The 19,700-nt window shown below is 33.7% G+C and carries 24 protein-coding genes, 5 tRNA genes and 1 pseudogene; 22 read left to right on the forward strand and 8 right to left on the reverse strand.

What is annotated here, in order from left to right; all coding sequences use genetic code 11:
• The coding region (locus CIGNP91_RS08700) for a flagellin (protein ID WP_236847574.1) at positions 1–78 on the forward strand (78 nt) is incomplete at its 5' end.
• 86 nt (positions 79–164) lie between these two features.
• Here CIGNP91_RS08700 and uvrB read toward each other — a convergent pair.
• Entirely contained in the window at positions 165–2,141 is a 1,977-nt protein-coding gene (uvrB, locus tag CIGNP91_RS00005) for an excinuclease ABC subunit UvrB (protein WP_086244803.1), read from the reverse strand.
• A 159-nt stretch (positions 2,142–2,300) separates the two neighbouring features.
• Between uvrB and CIGNP91_RS00010 the strand changes: the two genes are divergently transcribed.
• Genes CIGNP91_RS00010 through CIGNP91_RS00025 form a run of 4 tightly spaced genes read left to right on the forward strand, consistent with a single transcriptional unit; the run spans position 2,301 to position 4,942 of the window.
• Entirely contained in the window at positions 2,301–2,534 is a 234-nt protein-coding gene (locus tag CIGNP91_RS00010) for a hypothetical protein (protein ID WP_086224010.1), read from the forward strand.
• A complete protein-coding gene (locus tag CIGNP91_RS00015; RefSeq protein WP_086224011.1) occupies positions 2,531–2,770 on the forward strand; it encodes a hypothetical protein in 240 nt (79 codons plus the stop codon). The genes CIGNP91_RS00010 and CIGNP91_RS00015 overlap by 4 nt, the downstream gene beginning before the upstream one ends.
• Entirely contained in the window at positions 2,754–3,113 is a 360-nt protein-coding gene (locus CIGNP91_RS00020; protein WP_086224012.1) for a type II secretion system protein, read from the forward strand. The genes CIGNP91_RS00015 and CIGNP91_RS00020 overlap by 17 nt, the downstream gene beginning before the upstream one ends.
• Positions 3,110–4,942 (forward strand): primosomal protein N', encoded by a 1,833-nt coding sequence (locus tag CIGNP91_RS00025; RefSeq protein ID WP_086253035.1) that lies wholly within the window; start codon positions 3,110–3,112, stop codon positions 4,940–4,942. The genes CIGNP91_RS00020 and CIGNP91_RS00025 overlap by 4 nt, the downstream gene beginning before the upstream one ends.
• An 84-nt stretch (positions 4,943–5,026) precedes the next feature.
• On the opposite strand, the gene CIGNP91_RS00030 is transcribed toward CIGNP91_RS00025, so the two are convergent.
• Both CIGNP91_RS00030 and CIGNP91_RS00035 read right to left on the reverse strand, forming a co-directional pair.
• A complete protein-coding gene (locus tag CIGNP91_RS00030; RefSeq protein ID WP_086253036.1) occupies positions 5,027–5,467 on the reverse strand; it encodes a hypothetical protein in 441 nt (146 codons plus the stop codon).
• Positions 5,454–5,924: a hypothetical protein gene (locus CIGNP91_RS00035; RefSeq protein ID WP_086228797.1), complete on the reverse strand. Its 471-nt coding sequence runs from the start codon at positions 5,922–5,924 to the stop codon at positions 5,454–5,456. The genes CIGNP91_RS00030 and CIGNP91_RS00035 overlap by 14 nt, the downstream gene beginning before the upstream one ends.
• A 119-nt stretch (positions 5,925–6,043) precedes the next feature.
• Between CIGNP91_RS00035 and CIGNP91_RS00040 the strand changes: the two genes are divergently transcribed.
• Positions 6,044–6,238 carry a hypothetical protein gene (locus tag CIGNP91_RS00040; RefSeq protein WP_086228798.1) on the forward strand — a complete coding sequence of 65 codons (195 nt, stop codon included), beginning with the start codon at positions 6,044–6,046 and terminating at the stop codon, positions 6,236–6,238.
• A gap of 68 nt (positions 6,239–6,306) precedes the next feature.
• On the opposite strand, the gene lgt is transcribed toward CIGNP91_RS00040, so the two are convergent.
• Genes lgt through CIGNP91_RS00065 form a run of 5 tightly spaced genes read right to left on the reverse strand, consistent with a single transcriptional unit; the run spans position 6,307 to position 11,204 of the window.
• Entirely contained in the window at positions 6,307–7,086 is a 780-nt protein-coding gene (gene lgt, locus CIGNP91_RS00045; RefSeq protein ID WP_086253220.1) for a prolipoprotein diacylglyceryl transferase, read from the reverse strand.
• 22 nt (positions 7,087–7,108) lie between these two features.
• The gene (locus CIGNP91_RS00050; RefSeq protein ID WP_086224014.1) at positions 7,109–7,660 is read right to left on the reverse strand and encodes a hypothetical protein; all 552 of its coding nucleotides are present in this window, start codon (positions 7,658–7,660) and stop codon (positions 7,109–7,111) included.
• A 41-nt stretch (positions 7,661–7,701) separates the two neighbouring features.
• Positions 7,702–8,844, reverse strand: a complete 1,143-nt coding sequence (locus CIGNP91_RS00055; protein ID WP_086240154.1) for a Y-family DNA polymerase — start codon at positions 8,842–8,844, stop codon at positions 7,702–7,704.
• 3 nt (positions 8,845–8,847) lie between these two features.
• Positions 8,848–10,992, reverse strand: coding sequence for a heavy metal translocating P-type ATPase (locus tag CIGNP91_RS00060; RefSeq protein WP_236848348.1), 2,145 nt, complete (start codon positions 10,990–10,992; stop codon positions 8,848–8,850).
• Between the two features lie 8 nt (positions 10,993–11,000).
• Positions 11,001–11,204, reverse strand: a complete 204-nt coding sequence (locus CIGNP91_RS00065) for a heavy metal transport/detoxification protein (protein WP_086226559.1) — start codon at positions 11,202–11,204, stop codon at positions 11,001–11,003.
• A gap of 111 nt (positions 11,205–11,315) precedes the next feature.
• Between CIGNP91_RS00065 and CIGNP91_RS00070 the strand changes: the two genes are divergently transcribed.
• The 16 genes and pseudogenes from CIGNP91_RS00070 (at position 11,316) to rplL (ending at position 19,610) form a co-directional block, all read left to right on the forward strand.
• Entirely contained in the window at positions 11,316–12,023 is a 708-nt protein-coding gene (locus CIGNP91_RS00070; protein WP_086229551.1) for a YebC/PmpR family DNA-binding transcriptional regulator, read from the forward strand.
• Between the two features lie 9 nt (positions 12,024–12,032).
• The gene (locus tag CIGNP91_RS00075; protein WP_086253037.1) at positions 12,033–12,521 is read left to right on the forward strand and encodes a peptidylprolyl isomerase; all 489 of its coding nucleotides are present in this window, start codon (positions 12,033–12,035) and stop codon (positions 12,519–12,521) included.
• Between the two features lie 1,556 nt (positions 12,522–14,077).
• Positions 14,078–14,464: pseudogene (locus CIGNP91_RS08880) on the forward strand (methyl-accepting chemotaxis protein); the annotation flags it as partial.
• 113 nt (positions 14,465–14,577) lie between these two features.
• Positions 14,578–14,653 (forward strand) — tRNA-Thr (locus CIGNP91_RS00085).
• 57 nt (positions 14,654–14,710) lie between these two features.
• Positions 14,711–14,795: transfer RNA gene (locus CIGNP91_RS00090), tRNA-Tyr, on the forward strand.
• A 9-nt stretch (positions 14,796–14,804) separates the two neighbouring features.
• A tRNA-Gly gene (locus CIGNP91_RS00095) sits at positions 14,805–14,881 on the forward strand.
• 140 nt (positions 14,882–15,021) lie between these two features.
• Positions 15,022–15,096 (forward strand) — tRNA-Thr (locus tag CIGNP91_RS00100).
• Between the two features lie 73 nt (positions 15,097–15,169).
• The gene (tuf, locus tag CIGNP91_RS00105; RefSeq protein ID WP_086224020.1) at positions 15,170–16,369 is read left to right on the forward strand and encodes an elongation factor Tu; all 1,200 of its coding nucleotides are present in this window, start codon (positions 15,170–15,172) and stop codon (positions 16,367–16,369) included.
• Positions 16,370–16,418: 49 nt separating this feature from the next.
• On the forward strand, positions 16,419–16,586 hold the full coding sequence (rpmG, locus tag CIGNP91_RS00110) for a 50S ribosomal protein L33 (protein WP_086253039.1): 168 nt from the start codon (positions 16,419–16,421) through the stop codon (positions 16,584–16,586).
• A gap of 25 nt (positions 16,587–16,611) precedes the next feature.
• A tRNA-Trp gene (locus tag CIGNP91_RS00115) sits at positions 16,612–16,687 on the forward strand.
• Positions 16,688–16,700: 13 nt separating this feature from the next.
• A complete protein-coding gene (gene secE / locus CIGNP91_RS00120) occupies positions 16,701–16,880 on the forward strand; it encodes a preprotein translocase subunit SecE (RefSeq protein WP_086224022.1) in 180 nt (59 codons plus the stop codon).
• A 6-nt stretch (positions 16,881–16,886) separates the two neighbouring features.
• A complete protein-coding gene (gene nusG, locus CIGNP91_RS00125; protein ID WP_179186969.1) occupies positions 16,887–17,420 on the forward strand; it encodes a transcription termination/antitermination protein NusG in 534 nt (177 codons plus the stop codon).
• A gap of 11 nt (positions 17,421–17,431) precedes the next feature.
• Positions 17,432–17,857, forward strand: a complete 426-nt coding sequence (gene rplK, locus CIGNP91_RS00130; RefSeq protein ID WP_086224024.1) for a 50S ribosomal protein L11 — start codon at positions 17,432–17,434, stop codon at positions 17,855–17,857.
• Between the two features lie 56 nt (positions 17,858–17,913).
• Positions 17,914–18,618, forward strand: coding sequence for a 50S ribosomal protein L1 (rplA, locus tag CIGNP91_RS00135; protein ID WP_086226553.1), 705 nt, complete (start codon positions 17,914–17,916; stop codon positions 18,616–18,618).
• Between the two features lie 102 nt (positions 18,619–18,720).
• Complete coding sequence (rplJ, locus tag CIGNP91_RS00140) at positions 18,721–19,206, forward strand: 50S ribosomal protein L10 (RefSeq protein ID WP_086226552.1); 486 nt, start codon at positions 18,721–18,723, stop codon at positions 19,204–19,206.
• Positions 19,207–19,235: 29 nt separating this feature from the next.
• Positions 19,236–19,610 carry a 50S ribosomal protein L7/L12 gene (gene rplL, locus CIGNP91_RS00145; RefSeq protein WP_086224027.1) on the forward strand — a complete coding sequence of 125 codons (375 nt, stop codon included), beginning with the start codon at positions 19,236–19,238 and terminating at the stop codon, positions 19,608–19,610.
• Positions 19,611–19,700: the final 90 nt, after the last annotated feature.

The raw sequence follows: 19,700 nt of genomic DNA on the forward strand, positions 1-19,700 counted from the left end.
ATACTAGCCCAAAGTGGAAGCTACGCTATGAGTCAGGCAAATGCTGTACAACAAAATATATTAAGACTACTACAGTAGCTTAAATTTACTCGCAATGCTTAGTCATTGCGAGGGTTTATTATTAAAAATTATTTATTTTCTAGTAATAATAAACATTATAATGATTAAATTTGTCGTAACTTAGCAATCTCATCACGCAGTGCGGCTGCCTTTTCAAACTCAAGATTTTTAGCAGCTTCCATCATCATAGTTCTTAGCTCCTTGATCATCTTAGCACGCTCATTAGCTGGCATCTTTTCAAGCTTTTTAGCCTTAGTGTAAAGCTCTATAGTATCATCCTCTTTTAAACTATCTTCGATATTGCGACTTGCACTTTTTGGTGTGATACCATTTGCTTTATTATATTCATCTTGGTATTTGCGGCGTGCAGAGGTAATATCAATAGCTTCACGCATTGAACTAGTAATTTTATTAGCAAATAAAATCACCTTGCCATTTACATTTCTAGCAGCTCGCCCCATTGTCTGGATTAAGCTAGTTTTAGAACGCAAGAATCCTTCCTTATCTGCATCCATTACTGCTACTAGACTCACCTCAGGAAGATCTAATCCCTCACGAAGTAAATTTATCCCAACTAAAATATCATAATCCCCACGCCTTAGGCCGCGTATCAGCTCATTTCGCTCCACAGCATCAATATCTGAGTGCATATATTTGATTTTTAATCCAAGCTCTAGATAGTATCTTGTTAACTCTTCGGCCATCTTTTTTGTTAAAGTAGTTATTAGCACTCTTTCGCCTCGTTCTATTACAGCTTTTGCTCTATCATAAAGAACTTCAACTTGATTATCACTACTAATTACCTCAATCTCAGGATCTAGCAGGCCAGTTGGACGTAAAATTTGCTCATATATATGATTGTTTGCTAGCTGAATTTCATACTCATTTGGCGTAGCAGAGACAAAGAGAAATTTCCCTTTTTTGGCTATAAACTCATCAAATTTCAGCGGTCTATTATCTAGTGCGCTAGGCAGTCTAAATCCATACTCTACTAAGATCTCTTTTCTACTTCTATCGCCTGCGTACATTCCACGAAATTGTGGCAAGCTAACATGGCTTTCATCAACTATAATTAGATAATCTTGTCCATTCATTTCAAAATAATCAAACATCGAGTATGGCGTTTCTCCTGCTTTTTGACCGGTAAGATATCTAGCATAGTTTTCTACGCCCTTTGTGCTTCCAGTAGTAGCTAGCATTTCTAGATCAAATTCAATCCGTTGCTTAAGTCGTTGATATTCAACCATTCGCCCCTGATTTTCATAAAATTTAAGTCTTTCATCTAGTTCAGCCTCAATCCCTTTAATCGCTTCTTTTAAGCGATTTTCTCCGACTACAAATTGACTTGTTGCGTATAGAATAAATTTATTTAAATTTTTAGTTTTTTTATTCTCTAGTGCGTTAAAGTGATAAATCTCTTCAATTTCATCACCAAAAAACTCTAGTCTAATAGCTTCATCGCAAAAATATGCCGGATAGATATCTACTACATCACCATTTACACGAAAATCAGCCCTATCAAAGTAGCTATCATTTCTTTTATAACCCATATCAACTAGCTTTAAAAGCAGCTCTTTTTGGCTAATTTGCATACCACGCTCTAAAGTAATAACCATACCTTTGTATTCGGCTGGATTACCTAGACCATAATTTGCTGATACGCTAGCTATCACGATAGTATCATCGTGTTCGAGTAAATTTGCTGTAGCTGATAGTCTTAGGCGCTCTAGTTCATCGTTTATAGCGCTATCTTTTTCTATAAATAAATCTTGTCTTGGGATATATGCCTCAGGCTGATAGTAGTCATAGTAACTTATAAAATACTCCACATGATTGTGTGGGAAAAAGCCTTTAAATTCACTATATAGCTGAGCGGCTAGGGATTTATTGTGTGTCATAATTAGTGTTGGGATATTTAACTGCTTTATTACATTTGCCATGGTAAATGTCTTGCCACTACCTGTTACGCCTAGTAATACGCTATACTTTGCACCATTTTTAAATGCGTTTACAATATTGTTAATGGCGTTTTGCTGGTCTTTGCTAGGTGAAAATTTGCTATTTAAATCGAATTTGTCCATATTATTGCCTTAATTTTTGGTGATTTTATCATTTTTTATTTAACCAAAATTTTAAATTTCTTACACTAAAATTGCTAAAAAATAGCTAAAATTTAGCCCATATTTACAAAAAATATGATAAAATTATTCACTTTAATCACCATAAAATAAGGATTTGTAATGTTAGAAAACGGAAAGGTTTTAAATAATCTAGCTTCAAAAGTAACTGAGCTGATGCTAAAATATGAAGAAGTATGCGAAGCTAATGAGGCTTTAAGAAATGAATTAATTAGCGTTAAAGCACAAAACGAAGCTAAATCAAATCAAATAATGAGACTTGAAGAGGAGCTAAAAAATCAAGACCTAGCTAGCGATGATTTATTAAAGCAAGTTGAGGCTGTGCTTGGTCGATGAGACAAATCTCTTTAAATATAGCTAGTAAAGATTTTAATATTACTCTTGATGATGAATTTGCTGACTATTTTGAGGAGGAGTTACGACACTATTTGGATGATAAAAATCTCCTTACTATCAAGGCTTTGCTTACTGCCTTTATTCAAAAGTGCTATGAAAATTATGAGCAAAAAAATGAGCTAAGCTCGATTCTTGGCAATATAGACAAAGCCCTAACTCATGATAAAAGCATTTAGCTTAATTGAATTAACATTTGTTATTATTATCCTTGGTGTTTTGTTAGCAATAGCAGTGCCAAGGCTATTTTTTAGTAAAGATGATGCAAATTTGCTCAAAATCAAAACCGATATAGCTACAATTCAAGCAAATATTCTCCACCAAAAAACCGCTCTTTTACTTAGTGCTAAAGTGCAAGAACCAGTTTTAAATTCGCAAATTTTAACTGAGTTAAATTTGCACAAGTGGAGTATTGATAATCAAAATTTAGTTTTTGATAATAGCGTGAGATTTAGCTATGATAGCAATGCTACTATAAATTGCCTAAGCCCACAAGAAATTTGCGATAAACTAAAACTATGAACTACTATGAGATTGCCATAATAGGTGCAAATTTAGCTCCGCTTACATATGAGAGTCAGTGCGTGCTAAATGAATTTGAAATAGTTACTATAAAGCTAAGAAATAAAACTCAAAATGGTTGTATAATAAAAGCAGTACCAAAGCCAGATTTTAAAACATTGCCAGTTATTGAGCGGTTAAATTTAACCTTTACACAGCTACAAATTACACTGGCTAAATTTATTAGTTATTACTATACCTGCGAAATTGGTGTTTCATTAGGATTATTTGAACCTTTTAGCCATTATGACAAATCAAAGTGTAGTTTTATCAAAGCGCCAAATTTAAGCCCTCTACAGCTTGAAGCTGCTAAATTTATTAAAAAAAATCCTATTAGTTTGCTTTTTGGCGATACAGGAAGCGGTAAAAGCGAGATATATATTAGCTTAATTCGTGAGTATTTAAACCTGGGTAAGCAAGCATTATTTTTAATGCCTGAAATTTCTCTTACACCACAGATGCAAGAGCGCTTAGAAGCATATTTTGGAGATAGCGTAGGTGTGTGGCACTCTAAAATCACACCTAAAAAAAAGCAAAATTTGCTAAGTGAGTTTAGTCAAGGCAAAATTCGTCTAATTGCAGGCGCACGCTCAGCACTATTTTTGCCTTTTAGTGATTTGGGGTTAATTGTAGTTGATGAAGAACATGATGAGAGTTATAAAAGCAACAACGACCCATACTATAATGCTAAAGATTTAGCTATTTATATTGCAAATAAAATGGGGATAAAATGCATTTTAGGAAGTGCTACACCAAGTCTAAATAGCTATGCTAAATTTCCGAATTTTAGGCTAAAAGGAAGATTTTACGCATCACAAAAAGAGTATATCTATGATCATAGCCCAACAGGATTAAATGAGTTAATTTTAGGTGAGATTTCACAAGCCTTGCAGGCTAAAAAACAGGTAATAATATTTCTACCAACTAGAGCGAATTTTAAATTTCTAATTTGTCAAAAGTGTGGCCAAAGTATGCAGTGCCCATACTGTTCTATTGCCCTAAGCTTACATAAAAAAAATAGGGCAATGAGATGTCATTACTGCGGATTTGCTTGTATGATTCCTAGTGTTTGCGCTCAGTGTAGTAGCGATATGCTAGAGTCTCGTAAAATTGGAACTAGTGAGTTAGTCGCCCAGATTAAAGAGTATTTTCCATTTGCATCTATAGCGAAATTTGACCGTGATGAGATTACTACACAAAAAAAACTAACAACTCTTCTTAAAAATTTTAATGAATATAAAATTGATATAATTGTCGGTACTCAGATGTTAAGCAAAGGGCATGATTATCATAATGTTAGCCTTGCTATCATTATGGGGCTTGATGAGCATTTAGATTATAGTGATTATCAAGCTAGAAGCAAGAGTCTGGCTCTAGCTATGCAAGTAGCGGGGCGTGCGGGGCGTGCCAACTATGGCAGGGTGATTATCCAAGGATTAAAGTGTGAGTTTTTTGCTGAATATATGGATGAATTTGATCGTTTTATTGCTGATGAAATGGCTGTACGAGAGGGGCTATATCCACCATTTATGAGGCTTTTGCGTATTAAAATTGAAGATAAAGATGAATCTAAGGCTGTGAGTAAAATGCAGCAAATTTTAGGCAAGCTAAAGAGTATGGCCGAGCTAGAGATAGTAGGGTATGGTAAGTGCATCATAGAGTTGATAGCATCTAAGCACCGCTATCAGATACTTTTACGATCTGCTACTCATACTCCGCTATTAAAGGCTAGTAAAATTGCTAGAGATTATGGCGCCTTACCTGATATCGATCCGGTGAATTTTAGTTAAATTTAGCTATTATTATAAAACAAAATTGAAAGGCATTGACATAAATTTGGATAAAACCAAGCCTAGAAATCTAGGCTTGAGTAATTATTCGTGTAATTGAGTATTTATAATCTCTTTTTTGCAAGTTTCCATATCAACTTGCATTATTTTAGCTCTAGAGATAAAACCTTCAACGGGATAAGATTTTATACAATAAGTTTTTTGATTTTCTGTATCGATTAAAATTGATCCTACGCTTGTAGTATCGGTTTTAATCTCTATTTCTCTATTTGCTGGAACTTGTGTATAAATATAGGCACCATTGCTCATTAATCCTTCTGTTATATCATTATCATCATCGCTTATTATGACATTATATCTCATACCGCCACGAAAAAACATAGCAGGCCTATATACATAAATTGAAGCATTGCCATCGGTAGGTTGTTCAAATTTATTAAAATAAGCTCCTCTGGCACCGCATCCAGTGAAAATAATTGCCATAATGAAAATAGTTAAAACTGTAAAGCTTTTATTTAAATACATTAAATTCTCCTTTTTCAAATTTAATATTTATCTGCTGTTGTAGATTTTTTTGAATTTCAGGAATACATACTTTTCTGAATTTTGTATAATTACCATAAGAAAATACTGATGCATGTTTATATGTATTACAAAATGAAGTTATATTAATCTCTTTGTTGTTATTAAAAAATTTCAAATCAGCTTTCATTTCTAATGTTAAATTATGTTCAATTGTTATATTTCCTGTTTTTATATTGGTAAAACTATACTTAACGCTAATAGGAGCATCATCTTTTATTATAACATTACTTGGGAGATACTTTTTCATATAAGTTTTATTACTATCAAATTTAGCGTAGATTATATGTTGGTCTTTGCTAGATTCAACTATTTCTGGCAAGATTTCAATTTTTGTTCCACACCCTGCTAAAGTCAAAAACACTCCAGCAAAAATGGAATATTTAAATACCTTAAACATTTTAATCCTTTTTGTAAATTTAGTAAGATGAATTATAAGATATTAAGTCTAAATTTTTAATAAAATTATGAAATAATATCTGAATTTTTATTTAAATACAAATCTGCTAATCTATCATTATGAAATACACAATGCAAGATAAAGCGCGAATACTACGCACAACTACTAGAACACTACAAAGATGGCGAACAACAAAGCCTGAGCTATATGCGATTATCGAGGCTGGATTTAAGCTATACGAGATGATTGAGAGTGAAGAAGAGATAACCAAGGATATCAAAAATATATTAAAAGAATCACTTAAAAATAGATAATTTAATTATATTTACTTTTAATGACAACTTAAAGGGCTTAAAGTGGATAAATACAGAATATCTCTAAGCTACTTTTTTACCCACTTAAGCCAAATATATAGCCAAAGACCAAAGCCAAACATAATGATAGAGAGAATTTGCCCCATACTCAGCCCAAATGCGACAAACCCAATACCAAAATCAGGCTCTCTATAAAATTCACAAATAAATCTCATAATAGGATAAAGCATAGCATAAAGGGCGATTAATTCACCGTTAAATCGTTTATAAATACGGTAAAAATATAAAATAACAAATATCACTAGCCCTTCAAGCGCGGCTTCATAAAGTTGGCTAGGATGACGCAATACGCCTGCACTTACTACACCCCAGCTCACATCAGTAGTACGACCAATTAACTCTTGATTTAAGAAATTTCCAACTCTACCAAAGATATAGCCTAATGGCACACTAATTGCTACAAGGTCAAGATATAAAAGGATATTTTGCTTAAATTTATAGCAAAACAGAAGAGTCGCAATAATAAATCCAACAACAGCACCATGGTAGCTCATTCCACGAATACCTACAAATTCGCCATTTATAAACGGATTAAAAATCTGCCATGGGTGAGTGAGATAGTATAGGGTATTTGGGTCATAAATGATGATATAGCCTAGCCTAGCACCTAAAATTACGCCGATTTCAACCCAGAAAAAGTAGCTATCTAAAAGCGAATTTGAGATTGGTAGTTTGTCTTTTTTAACAAAAAATTTAGCCATCCAAAGCGCTACTAGCAAGGCTAAAACATACATAATTCCATACCAGTGTATATTTAATCCAAATATGCTAAATGCCACTGGATTCATATTTAAATAGATTAAATTCCAGCTATTTAACGTCAATTTTTAACCCCAAATTTGTCTTAAGAGTTTTTATAAAATCCATTATAAATTCTCCCATAGCTTGATAATATGGAGTTTTGGCATTATAACGCAGAAATTTAGCAAATAACACCAAACTAGGCAGGAAAAAATCAACCAAATACATTCCAAGAATTGTATGAGTTTTTTCATTTGTATTATTTTTAAATATAACGCCAAGTAGAGCAAACATATTTGAAACATGGGTAGCACGTAAGTTAGTAAATGGCTTATCAAAGTTAAGCTGTTTATACAAATGCTCTATCTCTTCATCGCTAACTTGCCTAAAAAATTTTAGTGAGCACGCAACTTTAAAATTATCCAAATCTGCGGCAATCTCCTCAGCTTTGCAGTGCATTAAAGCTCTAGCTAGCAGGGCGTTACCCTTTTCATTTTCTAGATTTTGGGTTTTTATCATCCAAGTTGGCTGTAGTTTTTTGATTGCTTCATCAGTGATTGCATTAGCAAAATTACTAGCAAAAACCATACAAATCATAGAGTACGCATCGGCTACTTTCATAATTTTCCTTAAATTTTTTGCTGATTTTAGCTAAATTTTGCTTAAAACTCAGATAGGCTTTTAATGGCATCTACACCATATTTTTTTTGAATTTGCATTATGGCAGTGCTAATTTTGCTATTTTTTGGACTTTGAGTATCAAATAAAGATCGCTGTTGCTGCTTATCAAATCCAGCCGCACAAAGACTTAGATAGTTTATCTCATACTCTTTAAATTTATCTAAGTTTATAAATAGATCTTTAGTAATCTGTTCTAAAAATTTGTGAGTAAAGTTAGCACTAATAGTAGTGCTTATGCTTATTTGCTCTTGTCCTTTATAGCGAAGTTTTAGCTCGATCCTGCTTGGGGTTAAAGCAAGTGAGGCTACTTCAAAATATAGATGTCTACATAGAGTCATTAATCTTTTATTGATATCATCTCTATTTTTAATTGGGGCAAAGCTTCTAGCTATAGCTAGAGATTTTCGTGGCTGATTTTTAATAATTTTGTCTTGATGGATTAAATTTAAAGAGCTATAAAGATTTATGGCATATTTGCCAAGTTTGTCAAATATATGCTTGGCATTTAGAGCATCTTTAATAGTAGTAACTCCATATTTTTGTAAGCTTTTATAAAGAGATTTACCTACTCCTGGAAGCTTGGAAATTTGTAGATTTTCTATCTCTTGGGGACTATTTATTTGATATATTTTGTTAGGTTTTGCTAGATTGGTTGCGAGCTTAGCTAGTAGTTTATTTGGCGCAATTCCTATACTACAAGGTAAATTTAGTTTATTATTTATCTCAAATTTAAGCTTATTAGCAAATACTAAAGGATTAATATCATATTTTGTTCCAGCAAGATCTATAAAATACTCATCAATACTATACTTCTCAATTTCATCAGTATAATTAAGCAATAAATTATAAAGAGAATTTGATAATTTATGATATAGCTCAAAATCTGTTGGAACTATGATTAAATCAGGACAGAGTTTTTTAGCTAAGCTTGAGTGCATAGTGCAGTTAATTCCTATAGCACGAGCTTCATAAGTAGCGCTTAAAATTATGCCATACTCATGATAGTCGCCAAATATATCAAATTTACTTCCACTTGCTACGGCGGCTTTTTTACCAATTAGGCTTTTATCTATTGTTGCAGCTGCACTGATAAAAAATGCATCAAGATCTATGTGAATAAACATAGTCTAAATTCTAGCTAGTTTTAATCTTAAAGAGTTTAAAACTACGCTAATAGAGCTTAGACTCATAGCAAGTGCTGCCCACATCGGTGTAAGATGAATTCCAAAAGATGGCTCTAAAATTCCAGCAGCAATTGGAATACAAATAGTATTATATCCAAACGCCCAAGTTAAATTCTGTTTTATAGTAGTGTTGCTTTTTTTGGCTAGGTTTATGCTTTTTATAACTCCATTTAGGCTATTTTGCATTAAGATTATATCGGCGCTATTTTTGGCTAGATCGCTTCCAGAGTTCATCGCTATAGAGATATCAGCAGCCCTTAAAGCAGCAGCATCGTTGATCCCGTCTGCTATAAATGCGACTTTTCCTGATTTTTTTAAATCTTCTATTATCTCATATTTTTGATGTGGTAAAACCTCGCTATAAACCATATCAATACCAAGTTCTTTGGCTACTAGATTGCTGATTTTATGACTATCTCCGCTTAAAATTACTGGGGTTATATTTTGTGATTTTAGGCTCTTTATAACCTCTTTTGCCTCAGGCTTTATAGTATCGCTAATTGCGATATAACCGCTAAATTTGCCATTAATTGCTACTAAGATAACCCCATAGCCAATATCCATTTTTTGCTCTATTATGGCTTTTTGATTTTTGTCTATGGATATTAAATTTAAATTTAGTAATCTTTCATTGCCTATTAAAACATTATCGCTTTTAATCCCAAGCCCGCTAATATACTCAAATTTACTTTGAAATTTGACATTGATTAGCTCTTTGGCGTAGTTTGTAATCGCATTTGAAACTGGGTGCGAGTTTAGTGCTGAGATATTGGCTACTATGGATAAATCATTTTTATTAAGACTGGTTTCTATTACGCTTATATCTGCTGTTGTGATGGTTCCAGTTTTATCAAATACGGCAAATTTAATATCATTGAATTGCTCTAGGGCAACTGGATTTTTAATCAAAATTGAATGCTTCAAAGCCAGTGATATAGCACAAACTATAGCAATTGGCGTAGCAAGTCCTAAGGCACAAGGACATGAGATAATAAGCACGCAAATAGCACTTAAAATTCCATTAAATTCCATACCAAAACTAGCCCAGATACAAAATGTAGCCACAGAAGTAGCTATTACTAAGGGGATGAAAATATTTGCTACTTTATCAGCTATGCGTGAGATAGATAGCTTTTTACTAGCTGCGTTTTGAATAAGATTTAAAATTTGAGCCAGTAAGGTATCATTTGGACTTTTAGTAACTTTTATTAATATATGGCCATTGCAGTTTAGAGTACCGCTATATACCATCTGACCAGTGCTTTTATAAACTGGCATACTTTCGCCATTTATTGCACTTGTATCTATCTCAGCACCTCCATTTTCTATAATGCCATCACATGGAATTATAGAGCCAGTTTTGACTAAAACTATATCTCCGATTTTAAGACTACTAGCTAAAGTCTCTTTGGTACTCCCATCGCTAGAGATGATAAAAGCCTTGGTTGGGCTTAGGTTTATTAAAGATTTTAGGTAAGATGAAGCAGTGGCTTTGGCTTTATTTTCTAAATATTTGCCAAGCAAGACAAAGGTTATAATCATTGTCGCACCGCTAAAATATAGATAGTTTAGATTTGTTGGAATTTGATTATGAAAAATTGTGGCAAAAATAGAGTAGCAAAATGCGCAAAAAGTACCCAAAAATATTAGTACATTCATATCATAATTACGCTCTTTTAAGCTCTTTAATGCATGAGAGTAAAAACTAGATCCGCAATAAAATATCCCAATACAAGCCAAAGCAATCATAAATGGCATAGGTATAGGATTGGATTTACTCATCTCTGCCCACATAAGAGCTGCGCTAATTATAGAACAGATTATAAATTTATTTTGGTAATTTTTTAATTCTTGATTTTGAGCATTTTCAAGCTCATCTTGATTGTTTGCAATACCAAAACCAAGTTTAATAATTTTATTTTTTAATGCTTCTATATCAGCATTTTGATCATATTCAAATACAGCACAATGAGTGTTAAAATCTACATTTGCAGACTTTATTCCCGGGATTTTTAGTGCTGATTTTTTAATAGAATTTGCACAATTTACACAGCTCATTCCGCTGATTTTTAACTCAATCTTATTCAAGTAAATTCCTAAATTTCTTTAATAACTTCAAAGCCAAGCTCATTTAGCTCATCTATAAATTTAGCCTTAATCTCATCACTATTTATATCTATAGTAAGAATTTTTGGCTCACTTGTTAAATCAATGATAATAGTGCCAAATTCATCTTCAAGAGAATTCTTAATCAAATTTACACAACTTTGGCAATTGATATTTTTAACTTCAAATTTCACGATTTATCCTAAATTTAATTGAGATTTTAAAAATTATATAATTATATAGCTAATTAAAATTTAACGATTTTTTGATATAATTACCGCCTTAGAAAATCCAAAAGGACAAAAATGGGACGAGCATTTGAGTATAGAAGAGCTAGTAAAGAGGCTAGATGGGATAAGATGAGCAAGTTATTCCCAAAATTAGCCAAAGCAATCACAGTAGCGGCCAAAGAGGGCGGAAGCGATCCAGATATGAACCCAAAACTCCGCTCAGCCATAGCTACAGCCAAAGCTCAAAATATGCCAAAAGATAATATTGACGCAGCAATCAAAAGGGCAAGTGGCAAAGATAGTAGCGATATTAAAACGATATTTTATGATGGCAAGGCCGCTCATGGCGTTCAAATCATCGTAGAAGCAGCTACTGATAATGCCACTAGAACGGTGGCCAATGTAAAGGCTATATTTAACAAAAATGGTGGAGAGATTTTGCCTAGTGGTAGCCTTAGCTTTATGTTTAGTCGTAAGGCGGTATTTGAAGTAGAGTTACCAAGTGGTGATCTAGAAGAGTTAGAATTAGAGCTTATAGATTATGGTCTTGAGCTATTAGAACAAGGCGAAGATAGCTTGATGATATATGGTGATTATAAGAGCTTTGGCACACTTAGTGATGGGATTGAGAAGTGTAATCTAACACTTAAAAAAGGTAGCTTACAATACATTCCAAATTCCACAATTTCGCTCAATGATGAAGAGCTTAGCGAGATTGAAAAGCTTTTAGATAAGCTTGATGATGACGATGATATCCAAGCAGTATATACAAATATAGAATAAGGAGAATTAATGGAAGAGTTAAAAATATATGATATAGATGCCAATGAATTATCTAAATATAAATTCGCAGTTATCAAAACAGATAAAGGCGATATGATAGCCGAGCTATATCCAGATGAGACCCCACAAACCGTAGCTAACTTCGTAGAATTAGCTAAATCTGGATTTTATGATGGACTTAATTTTCATAGAGTTATACCAAATTTCGTTATCCAAGGTGGTTGCCCGTACGGTAATGGTGTTGGTGGCCCAGGCTGGAGAATCAAATGCGAATGTGTCGGTCAAAAACGCAAACACAATAGAGGTAGCCTAAGCATGGCGCATGCTGGCAGAGATACAGGCGGTAGCCAATTTTTCGTATGCCATAACCCACAACCACATCTTGATGGTGTCCATACTATATTTGGCGAGTTGATAGATGATGAGAGCAAGAGTGTTTTAGATGCGATTAGACAAGGGGATAAAATCACTACTATAGAGATTAAAGAGAGTTTATAAACTCAATTATATTTATTGCGTGAGTTTTCTCACGCGAAGTTAAAATTCTTTAAATAAATTATTAATATTTACCCATAAACTTAAGCAATATTTAACTACAATGTTTGTATTATAACAAAATCGCAATTTTACTATTTTTAAGGATTTTCATGAAATTCACTACCTTGTTTTATGCTATTTTTGGTGCGATTATTACTATAGTCGTTTTAAATTTAGTCGCTCTACTTGGAGTGATTGGTGTACAAGATGAGCTTATAGAGGCATCTGAGAGAAGATATCAGTCATATATACTAGCTGATGAACTTCGCCAAAGTTCTGATGATTTAACTAGATTAGCTCGTACTTATAGCGTTACAGGTGATAGTCACTATATTGACCAGTATAATACTATATTAGATATTAGAAATGGTAAAGTTCCAAGACCTATGAATTATGAAAGAATTTATTGGGATTTTGTAGCAGCAACAGGCCAAAAGCCTCGCCCAGATAGTAACGAGACAATTGCTTTGACTAAAAAAATGGAAGCGTTAGGCTTTAGTAGAGCCGAGCTAGATAAATTAAAAGAGTCTGAGGCTCGCTCAAATTACTTAGTAGATATCGAAACTAGAGCTATGAATGCGGTAATGGGTAAATTTATGGATAGTAATGGTCAATACACCATCATAGGTCAGCCAGATGTAGGCCTAGCAATTGATTTAACTCATTCTAAAGAATATCACATTGAAAAAGCTAAAATTATGGAGCCAATTGATGAGTTTTTTGCGATGCTTAAGAGCAGAACAGATCAAGAAGTGCAATCTAAAATCGATAAAACTACACTATATTTTGATGCTGTTTTAGGATTATTCATTATTAACATTATTGTGATTGTGCTTGGTTCTATTGTTCTTCGTAAAAAGATAGCTCAAATTGAGCCAGTTAGTGATGGGCTTAGAGGATTTTTTGCTTTCCTTGGACATGAAAAAGATGATTGCAAGACTATAGATATTAACTCAAAAGATGAATTTGGCGTAATAGCTAAAATGATTAATCAAAATATATCAAATTTACGCATTCAAATCGGCTCTGAGCGTAAATTTATTAATGAAACAGTAAAAACTCTAAAAGAGCTATCTCAAGGTAGTTTTAATGTGCGTTTAAATAGCAATTGCGATTCTCCACTAATGAAACAACTACAAGAGACGCTAAACAACATGGCCTTAGCACTTGAAAAAAATATAAATGAGATAGTTAAAATTATAGCCAAATACTCAGAGCATGACTATACTCAAAGAGCCTCAAATGAGAATTTAAAACACTATCTTCTTAAAATGGCTGATGGTGTAAATGAGTTAGGTGATGCTACTGTAGCGATGCTACGCCTATCACAAAAATCCAGCCAAACACTATATGAAGCATCACACAATATGAAAGATGGAATTGATAAATTAAATGAATCATCAAAACTTCAAGCAGCATCTTTACAAGAGAGTGCCGCAGCCGTAGAGGAGTTAAGCAGCTCAATGAATTCTATAAATGAAAGAGCAAATGAGGTTATAAAGCAAAGTGATGATATTAAAAATATTATTATTATCATTAAAGATATAGCTGAACAAACAAATTTACTTGCTCTAAATGCTGCTATAGAAGCTGCTCGTGCTGGTGAACATGGTAGAGGATTTTCAGTTGTGGCCGATGAAGTTAGAACATTAGCTGAAAAAACTGGCAAATCTCTAACTGAAATTGAAGCTAATGTAAATATTTTAACTCAAAGTATTACTGATATGAGTGCTAGCATTAACGAACAAACTGCAGCAATCAATCAAATAAACGAAGCTATGAGTGCTATAGAGAATGGTACAGAACGCAATTATGAAGAAACTACTAAAATAGCTAGTATCTCAAATAATGTTGAAGAGATGAGTGAAGAGATGCTTGCTAATATAAATAAAAATAAATTCTAAATACTAAATTTCGCCGATTATAAAAAAATTGGCGAAATTTTTTAAAATTATTCAAAAAAACCCTTGACAAATAAAATAAAATTAGCTATAATTCCAGCTCACAAGTTAAAGGTGCTGGTGTAGCTCAGCCGGTAGAGCAACTGCCTTGTAAGCAGTAGGTCGGCGGTTCGATTCCGTTCACCAGCTCCATTTATCTTTACAGTGTTTGACCAGATACATATAGCAATCATTATTTTAATTACTTAGGGTGAGATACTCAAGTGGCCAACGAGGGCAGACTGTAAATCTGCTGACTATGTCTTCCGTGGTTCGAATCCACGTCTCACCACCATTGCTATATGCGGGAGTAGCTCAGTTGGCTAGAGCATCAGCCTTCCAAGCTGAGGGTCGCGGGTTCGAGTCCCGTTTCCCGCTCCATTTAAATTTGACTGGGAGCTGTTTTTTTTGAATTTATATTCTATTCTGCAGTTAATCTTAGTCATTTTTTAGTTTTTCGGTGTTTGTATAATTTTAGTATAACTCTGTTTTGCCAAGCTGAAGTTTCCATATCTAGAAACGCTCATATGGCTCAGAGGTAGAGCACTTCCTTGGTAAGGAAGAGGTCGCGGGTTCAAGTCCCGCTATGAGCTCCATAAAAGTAGAAATAAGAAATACAAAAAATACAAACTTTAAGTATAAAAGTTGAATTTTATAACGGAGGATACAATGGCTAAAGAGAAGTTTTCAAGAAATAAGCCACACGTAAATATTGGTACTATCGGTCACGTTGACCATGGTAAAACTACACTAACAGCTGCTATTTCTGCTGTTTTATCAAGAAAAGGTCTTGCAGAGCTTAAAGATTACGATAATATCGATAATGCTCCAGAAGAAAAAGAGAGAGGTATTACAATTGCTACTTCTCATATTGAATATGAAACAACAAATCGCCACTATGCACACGTTGACTGTCCAGGTCACGCCGACTATGTTAAAAATATGATTACTGGTGCTGCTCAAATGGACGGCGCTATCCTAGTTGTTTCTGCAGCTGATGGCCCAATGCCACAAACTCGTGAACATATACTATTATCTCGCCAAGTTGGTGTTCCATATATCGTTGTTTTCATGAACAAAGCTGATATGGTTGATGATGCTGAACTTTTAGAGTTAGTTGAAATGGAAATTCGTGAACTTCTAAGTGAATATGATTTCCCAGGTGATGACACTCCAATTGTTAGCGGTTCTGCTCTTCAAGCGCTTGAAGAAGCTAAAGCTGGTATAGATGGTGAGTGGTCAGCTAAAATTATGGCTCTTATGGATGCAGTTGATAGCTATATTCCAACTCCAGTTCGTGCAACTGATAAAGATTTCTTAATGCCAATTGAAGATGTATTCTCAATTTCTGGTCGTGGTACAGTTGTTACAGGTAGAATTGAAAAAGGTGTTGTGAAAGTTGGTGATACTATTGAAATCGTTGGTATCCGTGATACTCAAACAACAACAGTTACTGGTGTTGAAATGTTTAGAAAAGAGATGGATCAAGGTGAAGCTGGCGATAACGTAGGCGTTCTATTACGTGGTACTAAAAAAGAAGATGTTGAAAGAGGTATGGTTCTATGTAAGCCAAAATCTATCACTCCACATACACAATTTGAAGGTGAAGTATATATCTTAACTAAAGAAGAAGGCGGTCGTCATACTCCATTCTTTAATAACTATAGACCACAATTTTATGTAAGAACAACAGATGTTACTGGTTCAATCACTCTACCAGAAGGTACAGAGATGGTTATGCCTGGCGATAACCTAAAAATAACTGTTGAACTTATTGCTCCAGTTGCGCTAGAAGAGGGTACAAGATTTGCTATCCGTGAGGGTGGTAGAACTGTTGGTTCTGGCGTTGTGTCTAAAATTATTAAGTAATTTAACTTATGGGTGCGAATTTAATTTGCACCCTTTTTAAGGAAAAAATATGGCAAGTGCAAATAGAGTTAAAATTGGTTTAAAGTGTTCTGAATGTAATGATATTAATTACACAACAACCAAAAATAGCAAGATAAAAACTGAAAAGTTAGAGCTTAAAAAATATTGTCCAAGATTAAAAAAACATACAGTTCATAAAGAAGTTAAGCTAAAATAAGCTAACTTCTTAGCTGTATTTATATAGGGCAATAGCTCCAACGGTAGAGCGCCGGATTCCAAATCCGATGGTTGGGGGTTCGAATCCCTCTTGCCCTGCCACAAAAGGTTAGATATGGAAAAGTTTATAAGTTATTTAAAATTATCACGTGCAGAAGTTGGCAAGGTTATATTTCCTACCAAAGAGCAGATTAGAAATGCTTTTATAACAGTTTTTGCTGTTGTGACTATAGTTTCTTTATTTTTGGCTTTGGTTGATTTAATTATGTCATTTTCTGTTTCTAAGCTTGTATAAGGACATATTATGGCACATAAGTGGTATGCTATTCAAACTTATGCAGGTAGTGAGATGAGTGTCAAAAGAGCCATTGAAAATCTAGTAAAAGATCATGGTATTGAAGAGAAACTTTTAGAAGTTATCGTTCCTACTGAAGATGTAATTGAGATTAAAAATGGAAAGCAAAAGATTAATGAAAGAAGCCTATATCCAGGTTATGCTTTCGCTTATTTGGATCTTGATACTGCGCTTTGGCACAAAATTCAGTCTCTTCCTAAGGTTGGCAGATTTATTGGTGAAGCAAAGAAACCTACACCTTTGAGTGATAAAGATATAAATCTTATTTTAGAAAAGGTTAGTAAAAGAGCAGCGCCTAAACCAAAAATTTCATTTGAAACTGGCGAAATTGTTCGTGTTACAGAAGGCCCATTTGCAAACTTTAACGCAACTGTAGAAGAGTATGATATGGTTCATGGTAAACTTCGCTTAAATGTATCAATATTTGGTAGAAGTACACCTGTTGAAATTATGTATTCACAAGTTGAAAAGATAGTCTAAGGAGATAGTTTATGGCTAAAAAAGTTGTAGGTGAAATTAAATTGCAAATTGCAGCTACAAAAGCAAATCCAAGTCCACCAGTTGGTCCTGCTCTAGGTCAAAAAGGTGTAAATATTATGGAATTTTGTAAAGCATTTAATGAAAGAACAAAAGATATGGCTGGTTATAATATTCCAGTTGTTATCACTGTTTATGCAGATAAAAGCTTTACATTTATCACAAAACAACCACCAGCAACTGATCTAATCAAAAAAGCTGCTGGCATCACTAAAGGTGCGGATAATCCGCTTAAAAATAAAGTTGGCAAGTTAACAAAAGCTCAAATTCTTGAGATTGTTGATAAAAAAATAGTTGATATGAATACAAAAGATAGAGAGCAAGCTGCTAAAATTATAGCTGGTTCAGCTCGTTCTATGGGTATAACTGTAGTAGATTAATCCTTACCACTAGGATTTAAAATTAGTGGTAGCACTTTAAAAATGCGGAGAAATTAATGTCAAAAAAAACTACAAAGAGATTTGCAGAACTACTTAAGAAAGTAGATTCAAATAAAATTTATAATTTAGATGAGGCTGTATCTACAGTTAAAACACTTGCTTCAGCAAAATTTGATGAAACAGTTGAAATAGCACTTAAATTAAATGTTGATCCTAGACATGCTGATCAAATGGTTCGTGGTTCGGTAGTTTTACCTGCTGGTACTGGTAAAACTGTAAGAGTAGCAGTAATTGCTAAAGATGCTAAGGCAGATGAAGCTAAAGCAGCTGGTGCTGATATAGTTGGTGCTGAGGATTTTGTTGATGAAATTGCTAAGGGAGTTATCAATTTTGATGTGCTTATTGCTACTCCAAATTTGATGGGCTTAGTTGGTAAAATTGGTCGTCTTTTAGGACCAAAAGGCTTAATGCCAAATCCTAAAACTGGTACAGTAACTATGGATGTTGCTCAGGCTGTTAAAAATGCTAAAGGTGGTCAAGTTAACTTCCGTGTTGATAAACAAGGAAATATTCATGCTGGTCTAGGTAAAGTTAGCTTTACAAAAGAGCAGCTAAATGATAATATCTCTGCCTTTATTAAGATGATAAATAAACATAAACCTGCAGCTGCAAAAGGTAAATATATTAAATCTGCAGCACTATCTTTAACAATGAGTCCATCTATATCTCTTGAAACTCAAGAGCTTATGGATCTTAAATAATTAATATTTTTATCTTAGATTGGAGATAGCCGAGGCGTAAGCTTAATTGAGCGTATTTTCGCTCTCTCTGCTTGAAATCACCGGTCGGAAAGGAGAATGAAAGTGACTAGAAACGAAAAAGCTGAAATTATTTCAAACCTTGAGGCTGAATTTAAAGCTAGCGAAGCTATAGTAGTATGTGACTATAGAGGTTTAAGTGTTAAAAAACTTGAGGCGTTAAGAATTGCTGCTAAAGAGCAAAATGTAAAAGTTCAAGTTATTAAAAACACTTTAGCAAAAATAGCTCTGAATAATTCTGCTAAAGATGGTATGGAGCTTAAAGATACAAATATCTTTGTATGGGGTGAAGACCAACTAGCAGTTACTAAAGTTGTAGCTAAATTTGAAGAAGCTAATAAAGATCTATTTAAAATCAAGACAGCTTATATTGATGGTGAAGTTGCTCCTGTATCTAAAGTTGTTGCATTGTCAAAAATGCCGTCTCGCGACGAACTTATTGCTATGCTACTACAAGTTTGGAATGCGCCAATTCAAAATTTCACTATTGGTTTAAATGCGCTTAAAGAGAAAAAAGAGCAATCTGCTTAATTTAAAAAATAAAATTTAGGAGAATTAAAATGGCAATAACTAAAGAAGATGTATTAGAGTTTATTTCAAATTTATCAGTTCTTGAACTAAGTGAATTAGTAAAAGAATTTGAAGAAAAATTTGGTGTAAGTGCTGCTCCTGTTATGGTAGCTGGTGCTGTAGCTGGCGGAGCTGCTGAAGCTGCTGAAGAAAAAACTGATTTTAACATTGTTCTAGTTGATAGTGGTGCTAAAAAAATAGAAGTAATTAAAGTTGTTCGTGCTTTAACTGGTCTTGGTCTTAAAGAGGCTAAAGATGCTGTTGAAGGTACTCCATCAGTTCTTAAAGAAGGTGCGAGCAAAGAAGAAGCTGAAGCAGCTAAAAAACAACTTGAAGAAGCTGGCGCTAAAGTCGAACTTAAATAATTTACAATTTTGTAGAAGCGAGATTTTCTCGCTTCCAACTCCATTGTCGTTTTTACGATGTTCTTTCAATTAACTATTCTATAGAGGTAG

This window comes from Campylobacter sp. P091, assembly GCF_002138935.1.
Taxonomy (GTDB): Bacteria; Campylobacterota; Campylobacteria; order Campylobacterales; family Campylobacteraceae; genus Campylobacter; species Campylobacter devanensis.